Origin of the sequence: Pseudomonas fluorescens (genome assembly GCF_040448305.1) — a bacterium.
Classification (GTDB): domain Bacteria; phylum Pseudomonadota; class Gammaproteobacteria; order Pseudomonadales; family Pseudomonadaceae; genus Aquipseudomonas; species Aquipseudomonas fluorescens_BH.
The window spans coordinates 4861007-4878731 of record NZ_CP148752.1 but is presented as its reverse complement, the minus strand read 5'-3'; the positions used below and the strand labels follow the sequence as shown (position 1 = coordinate 4878731).

Below are 17725 nucleotides of genomic sequence, written 5' to 3'. Positions count from 1 at the left end.
CAATATTTTCTGGAGGGGTTTATGACCGTTTCAACGACCAAGTCCATGCCCAGGATGGGCCGTGGTGCCCGCAAAAGCCTGTCCACCGATCCGACGCGGCTGGTGAGTTTTGCGCCGATGTTCGAAGGCCTGAGCATGCCGCTGGTGTGCCGTCCGGCCGTGTCCGGCGTGAGCCTGGTGGAATGGGCGAGCCAGAATCGCGCGCTGATCGAAAGCAAGCTGCTGGAACACGCGGTGATCCTGTTCCGTGGCTTCCAGGTGGCCGATATCGGCGAGTTCAACCGCTGCGTCGACGGGATTTCCGGCGGTGCCCTGGAGTACCTGTTCCGCGCTTCGCCACGGACCCAGATCAGCGGTCAGTTCAAGATCTACAGCTCCACCGACTACCCGGCGCCGGAGAAAATCTTCCCGCACAACGAACACTCGTATTCGCCGGTGTTCCCGCGTCACCTGTATTTCTACTGCGACACGCCGTCGACCACCGGCGGTGAAACGCCATTCGGCGATACCCGCCAGATTCTGGCGCGGATCGACCCGGCAGTGCGCGAGGAATTCCAGCGCAAACGCATTCAGTACGTGCGCAACTACGGTGACGGCATGGGCCTGCCGTGGCAGACCGTGTTCCAGAGCGAGGACCGCGCAGAAGTCGAGGCCTACTGCGCGAAAATTGGCATCCAGGCCGAATGGAAGCCGGGCAACCGCCTGCGCACCCGGCAGAACGGCCCGGCCATCGTGCGCCATCCACTGACCGGCGAGCGCATCTGGTTCAACCACGGCACTTTCTTCAATGCACTGACCCTGCCGGACAGCATCCGCGACAACCTGCTGCGTGAATTCGGCCCGCAGGACCTGCCGCAAAACACCTTCTTCGGCGATGGCTCGCCGATTCCCGACGATGTGATTCGCCACCTGCAAGGCATCTACCGCGAGGTGATGGTCGAGTTCGCCTGGGAGAAGGGCGACGTGGTGCTGCTCGACAACATCCTCAGCGTGCATGCGCGCAACGAATTCACCGGCTACAGAAAAATCCTCACGGCCATGGCCATCGCGCAAAAAAGCGCCGACCTGGATCAGGAATAAGGACACCCGACATGAACACCACCGCCCTCGAACCTTCGGTAGACGTATTCCAGACTTCGGCCCAGCAGGCCTTTTATTTGCGTGCCCAGGAGTTGGGCGCACGGCCGCTGTTCGCCGCGCTGACGTTGCCGGTCGCCCGGCCAGTGGACGCCCAGGCATTGCGCAGGGCACTGGAAACCCTCGGTCAGCGCCATGAAATCCTGCGCACGCTGTACCGCCGCCTGCCGGGCATGAAGTGGCCGGTGCAAAGCCTGTGCGATGGCTTGCCGCTCACACTGCTGGGCAACCAGCCTTCGGTGGCCGAGGCCTTGAGCCGCAGCCGTGAAGTCATGGTTGAAGATTCGAGTCAGGCGCTGGTGGTGGCGCAGGTTGAAGACGGAGCAGGGCAGCAGTTCATCACCCTGCTGGCCCCGGCATGCAGCTTCGACGAGGCATCGCTGCGGGTGCTGGCGAGTGAACTGGGCAGCCTGTTGCGCGGTGAAAACCTGGGCGACGACGAGGACGCGCTGCAATACCTGGACTACAGCGCATGGCAGGAAGAACTGCGCGAAGAAGACATCGGCCACCAGGGCGCGGCGTTCTGGCGCAATCTGCAACAGCAGGTCGCCGTGGCCCATCGCTTGCCGTTCGAAAAAACCGTCGATGTCACGTTGGTTCGTCATCAGGCAACGTTGATTGACGCCCCATGGTTGGCTGGCGTGCAACGAGCCGCTGCCGGAGCTGGCGTTGAGGTAGAGCAATTGGCGCTCTTGCTGTGGACCGCATTCGTCGTGCGCATCGGCCATCAGGAAAAGCTGCTGATGGGCTGGCAGGTGGAGGGTCGTAACGAGCAAACCACCGCCACCCTCGGACGCTTCGCCCGGCGTTTGCCCGTGGCCTTCGAGCACCGCAGCCAGCAGACCCTGGCGCAAGCGTTGGTGGTGTTTGCCGCCAGCGTCGAACAGTCGCTGTCGTGGCTCGATTGCCTCAATGAATTCGAACTGAGCGCCGAAGGCACCGCGCCATTGCGTTACGGCTTCGTCTATCAGGCCGCCATTGAAAGCGCTATCGAGGTGGACGACGGCAACCCCGAAGTCCTGCGCCTGCGAGTGCAGGGCAATCAGTTGCAGTTGTCTTGTTTAGACGGTGCACTGCCCGAGTCGATGCTGGCCGAATGGCTGGATCAGTTTGTCGAGTTCAGCCACCAATTGCTGGGGGCGCCCGAGCTGACCCTGGCTCAGGCAAGTCTGGTCAACGACGCACAATTGACCCGATTGATCGAAGACTTCAACCCGAACGCCAGCGAGCAGGCATTGCCGTGCCGCTTCCTGCAAGAACTGTTCAGCGAACAGGCGAGCCTGCATCCGCAACGCATCGCCGTGAGCGTCAACGGCCAGCGCCTGACCTATGCCGAACTGGATGCGCGCTCCAACCAGGTAGCCAATACCCTGCGCACCCAAGGCGTGGCACCGGACCAGATCGTGGCAGTCTACGGCCAGCGCTCGCTGGAAATGGTCATTGCGTTGTTGGGCACGCTAAAGGCCGGCGCTGCGTACTTGCCGCTGGACCCGAACTACCCGATCGAACGTCTGGCGTTCATGCTCGCCGATACCGGCGCGCGTCATGTGCTGGCCTGCCAAGGGCTGCCGGATGCATTACGCAGTGAGCGGACAACTTCCCTGATGCCGGGGGCCGAAGTCTGGTCCGCCGCGCCAACCCGGCCTGAACCACAGGGCGACAGCGCCAATCTGGCCTATGTCATCTACACCTCCGGTTCCACCGGCAAGCCCAAGGGCGTGATGATCAGCCATGCCAACGCCGTGGCCTCGACCCTGGCGCGCAGTGCCTTTTATCGTCAGCCGCTGCGGGCATTCCTGATGCTCTCGTCGTTCTCTTTCGACAGCTCGGTGGCCGGGGTTTTCTGGGCGCTGGGACAGGGCGCGACACTGTGCCTGCCGGATGAAGACAGCTACAAGGATCCGGCCCGACTGGCCGAGTTGATCCAGCGCGAAGAGATTTCCCACTACCTGACCCTGCCGTCCTACCACGCACAGATTCTCGAACACCTCGATCGCCAGGCGCTGGCCTGTGTGATCGTCGCCGGCGAAGCCTGCGGCAACGCACTGGTACAGCGACATCGCGAGGCACTGCCGGGGGTGGCGCTGGTCAACGAATACGGCCCGACCGAAGGTACCGTATGGTGTTCGGCCTGGGAACTGCCGCTTGACCAGGACGATGACAGCATCCCGATCGGCCAGCCGATTGCCGGCATGCGCATCCACGTGCTCGGCCCGGACCTGCAACCGGTGGCCGTGGGTGTCGAAGGCGAGTTGTATGTCGGCGGGGCGGGCATTGCCCGGGGCTATCTGCAACGGGCCACGTTGACCGCCGAGCGTTTTGTCCCCGACCTGTTCGCGAAGGCGGCGGGCCAGCGCCTGTACCGCACCGGCGACCTGGCGCGCTATCGCGCCGATGGCGTGCTGGAGTATCTGGGTCGGGTCGACCATCAAGTGAAAATCCGCGGCTTCCGCATTGAACTGGGCGAAATCGAATCGGCCATGCGCAACGCGCCGGGCATCGAAGACGCCGCCGTGATTGCCCGGGAAACCCCGATCGGTCCGCAACTGCTGGGCTTCGTGGTGTCCCCGGCCGACACCGCCGACATCCGCCTCAACGAGTTGCGCAGCCATCTGGCCGAAACGCTGCCCGAGCACATGCAACCGGCGCGCTTGCAGGTGCTGGAGCGTTTCCCGCTGATGCCCAACGGCAAACTCAATCGCCAGGCCTTGCTCGATCTCGATGTGCGCCGCAGCGTCTTCGTGGCGCCGCGCAACGACTTGGAAAAAAGCCTGACGGCGATCTGGGCCGAAGCGCTGCACGTCGAACGCGTTGGCGTGCACGACAACTTCTTCGAACTCGGCGGGCACTCGCTGCTGGCCACGCGCATTCGTGCGCGGATTCAGGAAGAACTGAACCTGGCGATCCCGCTCAAGCTGTTTTTCGACGGTGACACCCTGGAACGACTGGCGGCGCAGATCGAGCAGTTCCGTGAGCACAGTGAACATAAAGAAAACGATGTAGACGCCCTTGAAGCGTTGTTCGACGAAGTGGATGAGGAACACGCGCGATGAGTGCTGCACCGGACAGAATGATGACCCTGGCCCAGCGTTTCTGCGGCTTGAGCGCGGACGCCCGGCGTGCGTTGCAACAGAAGATGCACGCCCAGGGGCTGACCCTGGAACTGCTGCCGATTCCGCCACGGGACCACGCCGTCGACTTGTTGCCGGCGTCCTACGCGCAGCAGCGCTTGTGGTTCCTCTGGCAGATGCAGCCCCAGGCCACCGCCTACAACCTGACCGGTGCCTTCCGCCTGAGCGGCGAGCTGAACCGCGATGCACTGGCGCAAACCCTGGCGGCACTGGTGCAGCGGCATGAGGTGTTGCGCACCACGTTCGTCTTCGACGATCAGCAAGTGCTGCAAAAGATTCACCCGCAAATGGACGCCCCGCTGGTCGAGGCCACTGCCGCCGACGACATCGAGCTGCAACGCCAGATCGCCCTCAACGCCGAGCAGCCGTTCGACCTGCAGCACGGCCCGTTGATGCGCTGCCGCTTGATCCGCCTCGATGCGCAGCAACATGTGCTGGTGCTGACCTTCCACCACATCGTCACCGACGGCGGCTCGCTGCCGATCCTGTTGCAGGAGTTCACCCGGCTCTATGCACAGCTCAGTGCCGGGCAGCCCCCGCAACTACCGGAACTGGGCATCCAATACGCCGACTTCGCCCGCTGGCAGCGCCTGTGGCTGGAGGCCGGCGAGGCCGAACGCCAACTCGACTATTGGCGCGAGCAGTTGGGCCGCGAACACCCGCCACTGAACCTGCCGACCGACCGTCGTCGCCCGGCGATCCCGAGCCAGCAGGGCGCCAGCGTCGAACTGGAAATCTCCGTCGCATTGACCGCGCAGTTGCGTGAGCTCGCCCGCCGCGAAGGCTGCACCTTGTTCATGCTACTGATGGCGGCGTTGCAGACGCTGTTGCACCGCTACAGCGGCGAACAGGACATCCGTGTCGGCGTGCCGATTGCCAACCGTACCCGCCAGGACGTGGAAAACCTGCTGGGCTTCTTCGTCAACACCCAGGTGCTGCGCAGCCAGCCACGGGCCGACCAGCCGTTTGGGCAATTGCTGGCTGAGATCAAGGCCGCGGCACTCGGCGCACAGGCCCATCAGGACCTGCCGTTCGAGCAACTGGTCGATGGCCTGGGTGTGGAGCGCAGCCTGAGCCACACGCCGCTGTTCCAGGTGATGTTCAACCACCAGCGCGACAGTGGCGGCCCGCAACGCTGGGACCTGCCGGGGCTGAGCGTCGAACCGCTGATCTGGGATGAGAAAACCACCAAGTTCGACCTGATGCTCGACACCGTCGAGGGCGACGAGGGCATCCACGCGTCGTTCGTCTACGCCACCGAACTGTTCGACGCCTCGACCATCGAGCGCCTCGGCCGGCACTGGCTGAACCTGTTGCAGGCGATTTGCACTGACAGCACGGTTGCCCTGGCCGACCTGTACATGCTCGACGCCTCCGAGCAGCAGGCCACCTTGCTAGACTGGAATCGCAGTGCGGTGTTGAACGGCGATCAGCCGAACCTGTTGTGCGCCCATCAATTGATCGAAGCCCAGGCCACCGCGCACCCGAACAACATCGCCGTGACCTGCGATGGCGTCACCCTCACTTACGCCGAACTGAACCGCCGCGCCAACCGCATCGCCCGTCGCCTGCGCGAGCGCGGCGTCGGCCCGGATGTGTTGGTGGGCATCGCCCTGGAGCGTTCGCTGGAGATGGTCGTCAGCCTGCTGGCGATCCTCAAGGCCGGCGGCGCCTACGTGCCGCTGGACCCGCAATACCCGCAGGATCGCCTGGCCTACATGCTCGCCGACAGTGGCACGCGCCTGTTGCTGACCGATTCCGCGCTGATGCCGCGCTTGCCATTGAACGAAGACATTGAAGTGATCTGCCTCGATCACGCCAGCGACTGGCTGTTCGAAGCCAGTGCCGACAACCTGCCGAACCTGACCGCTCCAGCGAACCTGGCCTACGTCATCTACACCTCCGGCTCCACCGGCAAACCGAAAGGCACGCTGTTGCCCCACAGCAACCTGACGCGGCTGTTCAGCGCCACGCAACACTGGTTCGGTTTCAATGAGCAGGATGTCTGGAGCCTGTTCCACTCCTATGCCTTTGACTTTTCCGTGTGGGAAATCTTTGGCGCGTTGTTCTACGGCGGCAAACTGGTGGTGGTGCCCCACGCGGTCAGCCGCTCCCCGGAAGACTTCGCCCGCTTGCTCAGCGACGAGCGCGTCACCGTGCTCAACCAGACGCCCTCGGCCTTCCGCCAGTTGATGCCGTTCGCCTGCGCCAACGCGCAAGGCATGGCCCTGCGTTACGTGGTGTTCGGCGGCGAGGCGCTAGACGTGGCCAGCCTGCGTCCGTGGTACGACGCCTTCGACGACCGGCAGCCGTTGTTGATCAACATGTACGGCATCACCGAAACCACGGTGCACGTAACCTATCGACCGCTGTCCCGCGCCGACCTCGACGGCGCCAACAGCTCACCGCTGGGCGAGCCGATCGGCGATCTGCGCTGGTACGTGCTCGACCCGCGCCTGAACCCGGTGGCCAAGGGTTGCGTGGGTGAGTTGTACGTCGGCGGTGCCGGCCTTGCTCGCGGCTATCACCAGCGTGCCGACCTGACCGCCACGCGGTTTGTCCCGGACCTGTTCGCCGCCGAATCGGGCGCGCGTCTGTATCGCACCGGCGATCTGGCGCGGTATTGCGCCGATGGCAGCATCGAGTACGCCGGGCGTATCGACCATCAAGTGAAGATCCGTGGCTTCCGCATCGAACTGGGGGAAATCCAGGATCGCCTGCAAAGCCATCCGGCCATCGAACAAGCGCTGGTGCTGGCGCCACAGGTCAATGGCAGCCCGCAACTGGTCGCGTGGTTCACCGCGACCGGGGATGACAGCGATTTGCGCCAGTCCCTGCGCGAACATTTGCAGGCCGGTTTGCCGGATTACATGGTGCCGTCGCACCTGATCAAACTCGACCAATGGCCGCTGACTGGCAACGGCAAACTCGATCGGGCTGCATTGCCCAAGCCCGACGCCGCGCTGGCGCAGCAGGCGTACACGGCTCCGATGGATGCGCTGCAAACCGAGCTGGCGGCGATCTGGCAAGACGTGCTCAAGCTCGAGCGCGTAGGCATCGACGACAACTTCTTCGAGCTGGGCGGCGACTCGATCATCTCGATCCAGGTGGTCAGCCGAGCGCGTCAGGCCGGCATTCGCATCACCCCGCGGGACCTGTTCCAGCACCAGACCGTGCAGAGCCTGGCGAAGGTCGCGGTACGCAGCGCCGGGTTGCTCATCGACCAGGGGCCGGTGCGTGGCGAGGTGCTGCTGACGCCGATCCAGCACTGGTTCTTCGAGCAGGACATCGAGGCCCGGCATCACTGGAACCAGTCGCTGCTGCTGGAACTGCGCGAGCCGCTGGACAGCGCCAGCCTGCACCAGGCCTTGGCTGCATTGGTGGAGCATCACGATGCATTGCGCCTGCGGTTGCGTAATGTCGATGGCGTCTGGCAACAGGCCGAAGCCGAGCAGTGGAGCAGTGCCGAGGTGCTGTGGCAGCGCCAGGCCGCCAATGCCGCTGAATTGCTGGAACTGTGCAACGCCGCGCAAGCCAGCCTGAATCTGCAGGACGGCCCGCTGTTGCGCGCCTTGCTGGTGGACATGGGCGCGGCAGGTCAGCGCCTGCTGCTGGTGGTGCATCACCTGGCGGTGGACGGCGTGTCCTGGCGATTGCTGCTGGAAGATTTGCAAACCGCATATCAACAGGCGCAGCAAGCTCAACCCCTGCGTCTGCCATCGAAAACCAGCGCCTATCAGGCCTGGGCCGCTCGCCTGCAATCCCATGCGCAAAGTGCTGTATTGGCCAGCCAGGCCAGTTACTGGCAAGACCAGTACCGCGACGTGCAAGTTAAACTGCCCGCCGAAAACCCCCAGGGCAGCCTGGCCAGCCAGCACGCCGTGAGCGTGGAAACGCTGCTCGACAGCACCTTGACCCGGCAATTGCTGCAAGATGCTCCAGCGGCTTACCGCACCCAGGTCAACGACCTGTTGCTGACGGCGCTGGCACGGGTGTTGGGCCAATGGACCGGTCAAACTTCGACCCTGGTGAAACTGGAAGGCCACGGCCGCGAAGACCTGTTCGACGACATCGACCTGACCCGCACCTTGGGTTGGTTCACCTCGATTTTCCCGGTGAAACTCACCCCGGCCACTGATCTGGCCGGCAGCATCAAAGCGGTCAAGGAACAGCTGCGCGCCGTGCCCGACAAAGGCATCGGTTTCGGCATCCTGCGTTATCTGGCCGACGCAGGGCTTGAGGATCTGCCGTCACCCCAGGTCACCTTCAACTACATGGGCCAGTTCGACGCGAGTTTCGACGAGAACGCGCCATGGTGTCCGGCCAAGGAAAGCGGTGGCGCCGAGCAGGGCGCATCGGCAGAACTGGATAGAGGCCTGAGCATCAACGGCCAGGTCTACGCCGGGCAACTGCGCCTGAGCTGGACCTTCAGCGGTGACGTGTTCAAACCGCAGACCGTGCAGCGTCTGGCCGATGCCTACGCCTCGGAACTGCAACAGCTGATCGAACATTGCCTCAGCGGTGCCGGCGGGTTGACCCCGAGCGACGTGCCGCTGGTGCGCGTCGATCAGGCGCAGCTGGATGCCTTGCCGCTGGCGGCCAGCCGGATCGAAGACATCCTGCCGCTGTCGCCGATGCAGCAAGGCATGTTGTTCCACAGCCTGTTCGCCCCGGATGCCGGGGCCTACGTGCCGCAGATGCGCGTGGATGTGCAGGGGCTCGACGTCGAGGCGTTCCGCGATGCCTGGCAACAGACGCTGCAGCGTCATGAAGTGCTGCGCGCGGCGTTCTTCAGCGAAAGCAACGGCTCGCGACCGCTGCAAGTGATCCTGGCCGACGCCACGCTGCCGTTGACCGTACTCGACTGGCGCGATCAAACCAAGGTGACCGAAGCGCTGGATCGCCTGGCGGAGGACGACCGTTTGCGCGGTTTCGACCTGACGGTGGCGCCATTGCTGCGCCTGACCCTGGTGCAGACCACCAGCGACACTCATCACCTGATCTTCACTAACCACCACATCCTGCTCGACGGCTGGAGCACTTCGCAGTTGTTCGGCGAAGTGCTGCAGCGGTATTCCGGCGTCATACCCGCGCCGAGTGTTGGTGGTTATCGCGATTACATGACCTGGCTGGGCAGCCGTGATCGCGCCGCGTGCGAAGCGTTCTGGCTGGAGCAGTTGCAGTCGTTCACCGAGCCGACGCGACTGGCCGGCGCCTTGCCGGGGCCGGTGGCGGTGCAGGGCGATGCTCATCGCGCCCTGCACCTGAGCCTGGACCGCGCGGCCACCGAGCGTCTGAGCGGCTTTGCCCGTCAGGCCCGCGTCACGCCCAACACCCTGCTGCAAGCGGCGTGGCTGTTGCTGTTGCAGCGCTACACCGGGCAGCAGACTGTGGCGTTCGGCGCCACCGTGTCGGGGCGTCCGAGTGAGTTGCAGGGGATAGAGCAGCAGATCGGTCTGTTCATCAACACCTTGCCGGTGATCGCCACACCGCACCCCGAGCGCACCGTCAGCCAATGGATCGATGAAGTCCAGGCGCTCAACCTCAGGTTGCGCGAAGTCGAATACACGCCGCTGGCGGATGTGCAGCGCTGGGCCGGTCACTCTGGCGAAGCGTTGTTCGACACGCTGCTGGTGTTCGAAAACTATCCGGTGGCGCAAGCGCTGGAGGAGGGTAACGCCAGCGCGTTGAAGTTCTCCGGCATCCGCAACCACGACCAGACCAGCTTCCCCCTGGCCATTGCCGCCGAACTGGGTGAATGCCTGGACCTGCGTTTCAACTACGACACGGCGCTGTTCAGCGCCGAGGCCATCGAAGGCTTGAGCACACGTCTGCTGGCGTTGCTCGATGCCATGGTCCGTGCGCCGCAGCAGCCATTGGGGCGCTTGAGCCTGCTCGATGCTGTACAAACGGCGCAGCAGGTCGAAGGCTTCAACCGCACCGCGCAGGCCTGGCCGGATGTGCGCCCGGTCTACCAGTGCTTCGAAACCCAGGTGCTGCAAACCCCCGAGGCCCCGGCCCTGGTGTTTGCCGGCCAGACCCTCAGCTATCGCGAACTCAACCAACAGGCCAACCGGCTGGCGCACTACCTGCGTAGCCAAGGCGTCGGTGCCGAAGTGTTGGTGGGCATTGCCGCCGAGCGTTCGCTGGAACTGGTGATCGGCTTGCTGGCGATCATGAAGGCCGGTGGCGCCTATGTGCCGCTGGACCCGGACTACCCGCGCGAACGCCTGGACCACATGTTCAACGACAGCGGCGTGCACCTGCTGCTGACCCAGCGTCATTTGCTTGAACAGTTGCCGACTCCAGCCGCCACCACGGCGATCTGCCTGGACGACATGGCGCCGTTGCTCGAAGGCCGCAGCGAAGAAAACCTGCCCTGCGTGGTCGAGCTGCAATCGCTGGCCTACATGATCTACACCTCCGGTTCCACGGGTAAACCCAAGGGCGCGGCCAACCGTCACGATGCCTTGTACAACCGCCTGGCGTGGATGCAGGGAGCGTACCCACTGGACGGGCGCGACACCGTCTTGCAGAAAACCCCGTTCAGTTTCGACGTGTCGGTCTGGGAGTTCTTCTGGCCATTGATGACCGGTGCACGCCTCGCCGTGGCCGAGCCGGGTGCCCATCGCGATCCGGCGCAACTGGTCGGCCTGATCGAGCAGTACCAGGTCAGCACCCTGCATTTCGTGCCGTCGATGTTGCAGGCGTTTGTCCAGGGCGAAGGCTTCGAGCGTTGCGCCAGCCTGCGGCAGATCCTGTGCAGCGGCGAAGCCTTGTCGGCGGACTTGCAGCACAGCCTGTTCCGCGTGCTGCCCAACGTCGGCCTGTACAACCTGTACGGCCCGACCGAAGCGGCCATCGACGTGACCCACTGGACCTGTGTCGACGACGGCGGCTTCAGCGTGCCGATCGGTTATCCGATTGCCAACCTGGTGACCTACATCCTCGACGACAGCCTGCAACCGCAAGTGCAGGGTTGCGTCGGTGAGCTGTACCTGGGCGGCATCGGCCTGGCCCGTGGTTATCACAATCGTCCGGATCTGACCGCCGAGCGCTTTGTCGCCAGCCCCTTCGGTGAGCAGGGCGAGCGCCTGTACCGCACCGGCGACCTGGCGCGTTACCGCGAGGACGGCGTGATCGAATACGTCGGGCGCATCGACCATCAAGTGAAGATCCGCGGCTTGCGCATTGAACTGGGGGAAATCGAAGCCTGCCTGCTGGAGCATCCTTCGGTGCGCGAGACCGTGGTGATCGCCCTCGACATTGGCAAGTCCAAACAACTGGTGGCTTACGTCACAGGTGATGCCGCCCTCGATCCCCTCAAGCAACACCTGCGCAACGCACTGCCCGAGCACATGCAGCCAAGCCACGTGCTGATGCTCGATCAGTTGCCGGTGACGCCCAACGGCAAGCTCGACCGCCGCGCATTGCCGCAACCGGATCAGCAAGTGCGTGAATACATCGCGCCGCGCAATGCCGTGGAAACAACGCTGCAAGCAATGTGGCAAGCATTGTTCGAAGTGCCGCAGATCGGTATGCAGGACAACTTCTTCGAACTGGGCGGCGATTCCATCGTCTCGATCCAGGCCGTCAGCCGCGCACGCAAGGCCGGGTTGAGTATTTCCCCCAAGGATGTGTTCAGCCATCCGACCATCGCCGAACTGGCGACGGTTGCCCAACCGGTCTCGGCGGATGAAGCCTTGCCGACTGAGTTTGCACCGACAGCAAAAATCGAACTGAGTGACGCGCAATATCAGGCGCTGGAATTGACGGCGGACGAAGTCGAGGATGTTTATCCGCTGTCGCCGATGCAGCAAGGCATGCTGTTCCACTCGGTGCAGGACGGCGACTCGGGGCTGTACGTCAACCAGATCGAAGTGGGCGTGCGCGGGGTTGATGGCGCGCGTTTCCGCGAGGCCTGGGCCGATGCCGCCCGGCGTCACGGGATTCTGCGCACGGCATTCCTCTGGGAAGGCGACAAGGAGCCGCTGCAAGTGATGTTGCGTGATGCACCTTCGCTGCTGACCGAACTGGACTGGCGTGGTCTGGATAATCAGCCCGGGCGTGTGCGCCAACTGGCCCTCGAGGAGCGCGAACGTGGCTTCTCGTTGATCCGCGCACCCTTGTTGCGCCTGCTACTGGTACGTCTGGAGGACGACCGCTATCGCCTGATCTGGACCTATCACCACATCCTCATGGATGGCTGGAGCGTGTCGCGCCTGATCGGTGAAGTGCTGCGCCATTACAGCGGTGAGGAGCACGAGCCGGTGGCGGCGTATCGCGACTACATCGACTGGCTCGGTCAGCAAGTCGCCGAGGCCAGCGAAGCCTTCTGGAAAGGCAAACTGAGCAATCTGGAAGGCGCCACCCACCTGGCCCGCGCCTTGCCGGTCAAGGCACCGCAAGCCGGTTATCACGCGATCTACACGCACCTGAGTGCAGGGCAGACCGCAGGTTTGCAGGCCTTTGCCCAGCAACAGCAAGTGACCCTCAACACCCTGGTGCAAGCCGCGTGGCTGCTGCTGTTGCAGCGCTACACCGGCCAGCGCACGGTGACCTTCGGCGCCACGGTGTCCGGGCGCCCGGAAACCCTCAACGGCTCGGAGAACATGCTCGGGCTGTTCATCAACACCTTGCCGGTGGTCAACAGCGTGCCGACCGAAACCAGCGTCGGCGACTGGCTGCGGGAGATCCAGGCCTACAACCTCGACATCCGCGACTTCCAGCAAACCCCGCTCAGCGATATCCAGCGCTGGGCCGGGCAGGGCGGGCAGTCGTTGTTCGACAGCATCATCGTGTTCGAAAACCAGCCGGTGGACCGCACCCTGCGCGAGTGGAACGGCGACTCCCTGCGCTTTGAAGATGTCTCTGATTTCGGCCTGACCAGCTTCGCCATGGACCTGATGGTCAGCCTCGATGAAGGGCTGCGCATCGAGTACATGCACCAGCGCGATCAGTTCGACCTGGCGACCGTCGAAGTCCTGCGCAGTCATATGGAAAGCCTGATGCAGCGTTTGTGCGACGACGCCGGGCGCGCCGTCGGTGAGTTGGGCCTGCTGACTCTGGACGAAGGCCGGGCGCTGGACGGCGAGCTGCCGGTGGTGGCCGAGGGGGACGAGACGCCGGTGCATGAACTGATTCGTCAGCGAGCGCGACTGCAACCGGAACACACGGCGCTGGTGCTCAGTTATGCCGAGCGCGATGCCGAGCACTTGAGCTACGCCGAACTGGACCGTCGCTCCGATGCCCTGGCGGTGCATCTGCTGGAACAAGGCGTGCAGGCCGAAGACGTGATCGGCGTGTTCATGGAGCGCTCGCTGGAGCTGGTGGTGTCGCTGCTGGCGGTGATGAAGTGCGGCGCCGCCTACGTGCCGCTGGACCCGCAATACCCGCAGGAACGCCTGCGCTACATGATGGCCGACAGCGACATGCGCCTGCTGCTGACCCAGGAGCGGCTGCGCGATAGCGCGCAACTCAATCCGGGTACGGCGATAGTGACGGTGGATCGCCTGAACCTCGACGTCGAGGTGCCGGCACCGCAACGCGCGGTGCACGCCGAGCAACTGGCCTACCTGATCTACACCTCGGGCTCCACCGGCAAGCCGAAAAGCGTCGCCGTGGCCCACGGGCCGCTGAGCATGCACGTGCAAGCCATCGCCGAGCTGTACGAGATGGACCCGGACAATCGCGAACTGCATTTCATGTCGTTCGCCTTCGACGGTGCCCATGAACGCTGGATCACCGCGCTGATCAGCGGCTCGACCCTGGTGATCCGCGATAACACCTTGTGGACCGCCGAGCAGACCCTGGCGGTGCTGCACCGCCAGCGCATCAGCGTCGCCTGTTTCCCGCCGGCGTATCTGCTGCAACTGGCCGAGCACGCCGAATTGCAGGGCGGCGATCCACCGCCGGTGCGCATCTATTGCTTCGGCGGCGATGCGGTGCCGGACGCCACCTTCGAGCGGGTCAAGCACACACTCAAGCCGCAATGTCTGGTCAATGGCTACGGCCCGACGGAAACCGTGGTCACGCCGCTGTTGTGGAAAATCGCCGCGGACGGCCACTGCCAGGCGATGTACGCGCCGATTGGCCAACGCGTCGGCGCCCGCAGCCTGCACGTGCTGGACATGGACCTTAACCCGCTACCGGTGGGCATGGTCGGCGAGCTGTACATCGGCGGACGGGGTGTCGCGCGGGGCTACCATCGTCATCCGTGGCAGTCTGCCGAGCGCTTCGTCGCCGACCCATTCAGCACCGAGGGCGGGCGCCTGTACCGCACCGGCGACCTGGTGCGCCGGCGCGAGGATGGCGTGTTCGATTACGTCGGGCGTATCGACCATCAGGTCAAGGTGCGCGGCTTCCGCATCGAACTCGGCGAAATCGAAGCGCGACTGCGTGAGCAGGCCGGGGTCAACGATGCGCTGGTGGTGGTGCGGGACAACGGGCAGGGGCCGCAACTGGTGGGCTATGTGGTGGCGGCTGCGGACGATGGCCTCGGCCCGCGTTGCCAGGCGGCATTGCGCGAGAGCCTGCCCGACTACATGGTGCCGACGCAGGTCGTGGTGTTGCCGCGCTTCCCGCTGACCCCCAACGGCAAGCTCGACCGCAAGGCCTTGCCGGACCCGGCCTTCACCGGTCGCGACTACGTGGCCCCGCGAACGCCGCTGGAATGGGCGCTGGCAGACATCTGGCAGCAGGTGCTGGGCATCGAGAAGGTCGGCATTACCGACAACTTCTTCGAGTTGGGCGGCGATTCGCTACGCACCCTCAAGGTGATCTCGAAAGTCCGTGCCCTGAATGAGCCTGGCTTCCAGCTCAAGCTGCGGGACATGATGGCCAAACCGACGATTGCCGGGTTGTCCGGTGTCGATGAACAGCCGCTGCGACAGAGTCCGCAACCGCTGTTGCTGCTCAATCAGGTGGTGAATGATCAACCGCCGCTGTTCTGCCTGCACGCCGGTTTCGGCACGGTGTTCGACTACGAGCCACTGGCCCGGCGCCTGAAGGGCGAGCGCACGGTGTACGGCGTGCAATGCCGGATGCTGCTCGACCGGCAGTGGCACGACACCTCGCTTGCGCAGATGGCCGCCGACTACGTCGAGGCGATCCGCGCCCGGCAACCCCAGGGCCCGTACCACGTGTTGGGCTGGTCACTGGGCGGGGCGTTGGCGTTGATGGTGAGTGACCTGTTCGAACAGCAGGGCCAGCGTGTGGCATTCATCGGTCTGGTGGACAGCTTTGTGCCGACCCAGGCCAATGCCGTCGCCAGCCCGGATGAGTGGCGCGCGGATCTGGCCGAGTTCCTCGGCGCAACCTTGGGCATGGATGGCGAGGTGATCGCCCGGGCACTTAGTGCCGAGAGAGCAGGGGACCACGACGCCGTGGCGCGGATCATTCGCGCGGTGATCGACAGCGAAAGCGATCAGGCCAGCGGTTATGCGCTGCTTGGTGACGACGAGTTGGCCCAGACGTTCATGGTCAGCACACGCTTGAAGGCGCTGTCGCGGCAGGTCGAAACCTTGCCGATTCCTCAGGCCGAACTGCATTGCTGGTGGGCCGATGGCAACCCGACGGCCGAACGCGCGACCCTGGAGCGCCAGCAACCACGGCTGCGCAAGGTGCAAACGGTGACGGCCGGCCACTTCGATATCCTGCAGCAGGATGAGTGCCTGGACGCCGTGGTGGCGGCGCTGGGTCGGGAGGTGGTGCCGCAGTTCTAGGGCTTGCCCGCGACAAAAACAGGCTCGCCCTAATGAACGGTCCTCACGGTTCGTTTATTGGGCGAGCTTTTTATTTTTGGAGACTACCGCCCATGGCACTGCACCCGGACATCGAGGGATTTCTAGAGCTGGCCGAGTTCGGCCGCCTCAGTGGCAAAAGCCAACCCATGCATGAGCTGAGCCCCGGAGAAGCGCGGCAGCAGTTCGAACAGACTTCGCAATTGCTCGATGCGGCCCCGACGGGCACGTTGACGGTGACGGCGGTCAGCATAGCGGCGCGGGACGGGCATTTGCTCAACGCGCGGCTGTACGCCAAACCACAACCGGGCAGTGAGTCGCGCCCGGTGTTGTTGTACTTCCATGGCGGCGGCTACGTGGTGGGCAGCCTCGATTCCCACGACACCCTGTGCCGGCGCCTGGCGCTGGCGGGGGAGTTTGTCGTGTTGTCGGCGGACTATCGCCTGGCGCCGGAACACCGTTTTCCCACCGCTTACAACGATGCCGAAGACATCACCCGTTGGCTGGCCATCACCGGAGCCAAGGCGTTGGGCCTGGACGCCAGGCGCATTGCGCTGGCGGGGGACAGCGTCGGCGGCAGTCTGGTGGCGTCGCTGTGTATCGCCATTGCCCAGGACCCATTGGGCTGGCCGCTTGTGCCGCGCCTGCAAGTGTTGCTGTACCCGGTGATCGACGCGGTAAAAAAGCGCCCGTCCCTTGAGCGATTCGCCGAAGGCTACCTGCTGAAAGCCACCACGCTGGAGTGGTTCTACCAGCAATACCAACGCAGTGAAGCGGATCGTGCCGACTGGCGTTTTTCGCCGCTGTACGCCGAGTGCGAGCAACGGCTGACGCCGACGGTGCTGTGGCTGGCCGAGTACGATCCGTTGCTCGATGAAGGCCACGCCTGGGCCGAGAAACTGCGCGCGGCGGGGCAACCTTTGGTGCTGGAGGTAAAAGCCGGCATGACCCACGACTTTGCGCGCATGGGCGAGATGGTCCAGGAAGTGCCGGGGATGCTGGTGCAACTGGCGGCGCAGATTAGCGAGAGCCTGGCCTGACGTATGGCGTAGTAATCAGCGACGCCGTCCCCCTGTGGGAGCGAGCCTGCTCGCGATGGCGGTCTGTCAGTCACATTGATGGTGAATGTGCTGCCGCTTTCGCGAGCAGGCTCGCTCCCACAGGTTGTTTTGCGCTGAACCGGATAACTAAGGCGGATCAAGCCGATCCAGCGCCCGATTCACCGCCAGTTCCCCCAGCATGATCACCTGCGCAATGCCCAGCAGCGCATTGCGGCTTGTCCCCTCCAGATGATCCACCAGATCGTTGGCCATGACATTGGCCGACGCCAGCGATTCGCAGGCATGCACCAGCAGGGTTTCGGTACTGAGTTCGGGGTTCACGATGAACATGGTGCTGGGTGCGCGCGGGGTGGCCATGATGTTGGCGCCCGGGTCGGTGTCCGGCGGATTTGGAGTCACTTTGAACATAGGCTGATTACTCCTGAATGGAGCCGCTCATTCTTCTCTACTAAAAGAAGGGTGGCGGCTGGACGCAGGTTAGTAGACCGGGGAGATCAGCATTTACCGGCGCGCCGAAGCGCCCTGCGTACAGCCACCATCAAATTCAGGCAAGCCTGACTGATAGAGCTTTTACACCTTGCTGATAGAACCACGGGCTACTAAACCCGATCACTGACAATCAGTGACCCGAATCAAGTTACCGACGACCTCCAAG

At 64.0% G+C, this 17725-nt stretch carries 5 protein-coding genes; 4 read left to right on the top strand and 1 reads right to left on the bottom strand.

Features of this window, described 5'->3' with window-relative positions; all coding sequences use genetic code 11:
* Nucleotides 1–21 precede the first annotated feature (21 nt).
* The 4 genes from WHX55_RS22075 (at nucleotide 22) to WHX55_RS22060 (ending at nucleotide 17049) form a co-directional block, all read left to right on the top strand.
* Nucleotides 22–1080, top strand: a complete 1059-nt coding sequence (locus tag WHX55_RS22075) for a TauD/TfdA family dioxygenase (protein WP_150725719.1) — start codon at nucleotides 22–24, stop codon at nucleotides 1078–1080.
* Between the two features lie 11 nt (nucleotides 1081–1091).
* Nucleotides 1092–4190 carry an amino acid adenylation domain-containing protein gene (locus tag WHX55_RS22070; RefSeq protein WP_353741322.1) on the top strand — a complete coding sequence of 1033 codons (3099 nt, stop codon included), beginning with the start codon at nucleotides 1092–1094 and terminating at the stop codon, nucleotides 4188–4190.
* A complete protein-coding gene (locus WHX55_RS22065) occupies nucleotides 4187–15991 on the top strand; it encodes an amino acid adenylation domain-containing protein (protein ID WP_353741321.1) in 11805 nt (3934 codons plus the stop codon). The genes WHX55_RS22070 and WHX55_RS22065 overlap by 4 nt, the downstream gene beginning before the upstream one ends.
* 92 nt (nucleotides 15992–16083) lie before the next feature.
* Complete coding sequence (locus WHX55_RS22060; protein WP_353741320.1) at nucleotides 16084–17049, top strand: alpha/beta hydrolase; 966 nt, start codon at nucleotides 16084–16086, stop codon at nucleotides 17047–17049.
* A 147-nt stretch (nucleotides 17050–17196) separates the two neighbouring features.
* Here WHX55_RS22060 and WHX55_RS22055 read toward each other — a convergent pair whose 3' ends face one another.
* A complete protein-coding gene (locus WHX55_RS22055; protein WP_150753206.1) occupies nucleotides 17197–17478 on the bottom strand; it encodes a DUF6124 family protein in 282 nt (93 codons plus the stop codon).
* Nucleotides 17479–17725 lie beyond the last annotated feature (247 nt).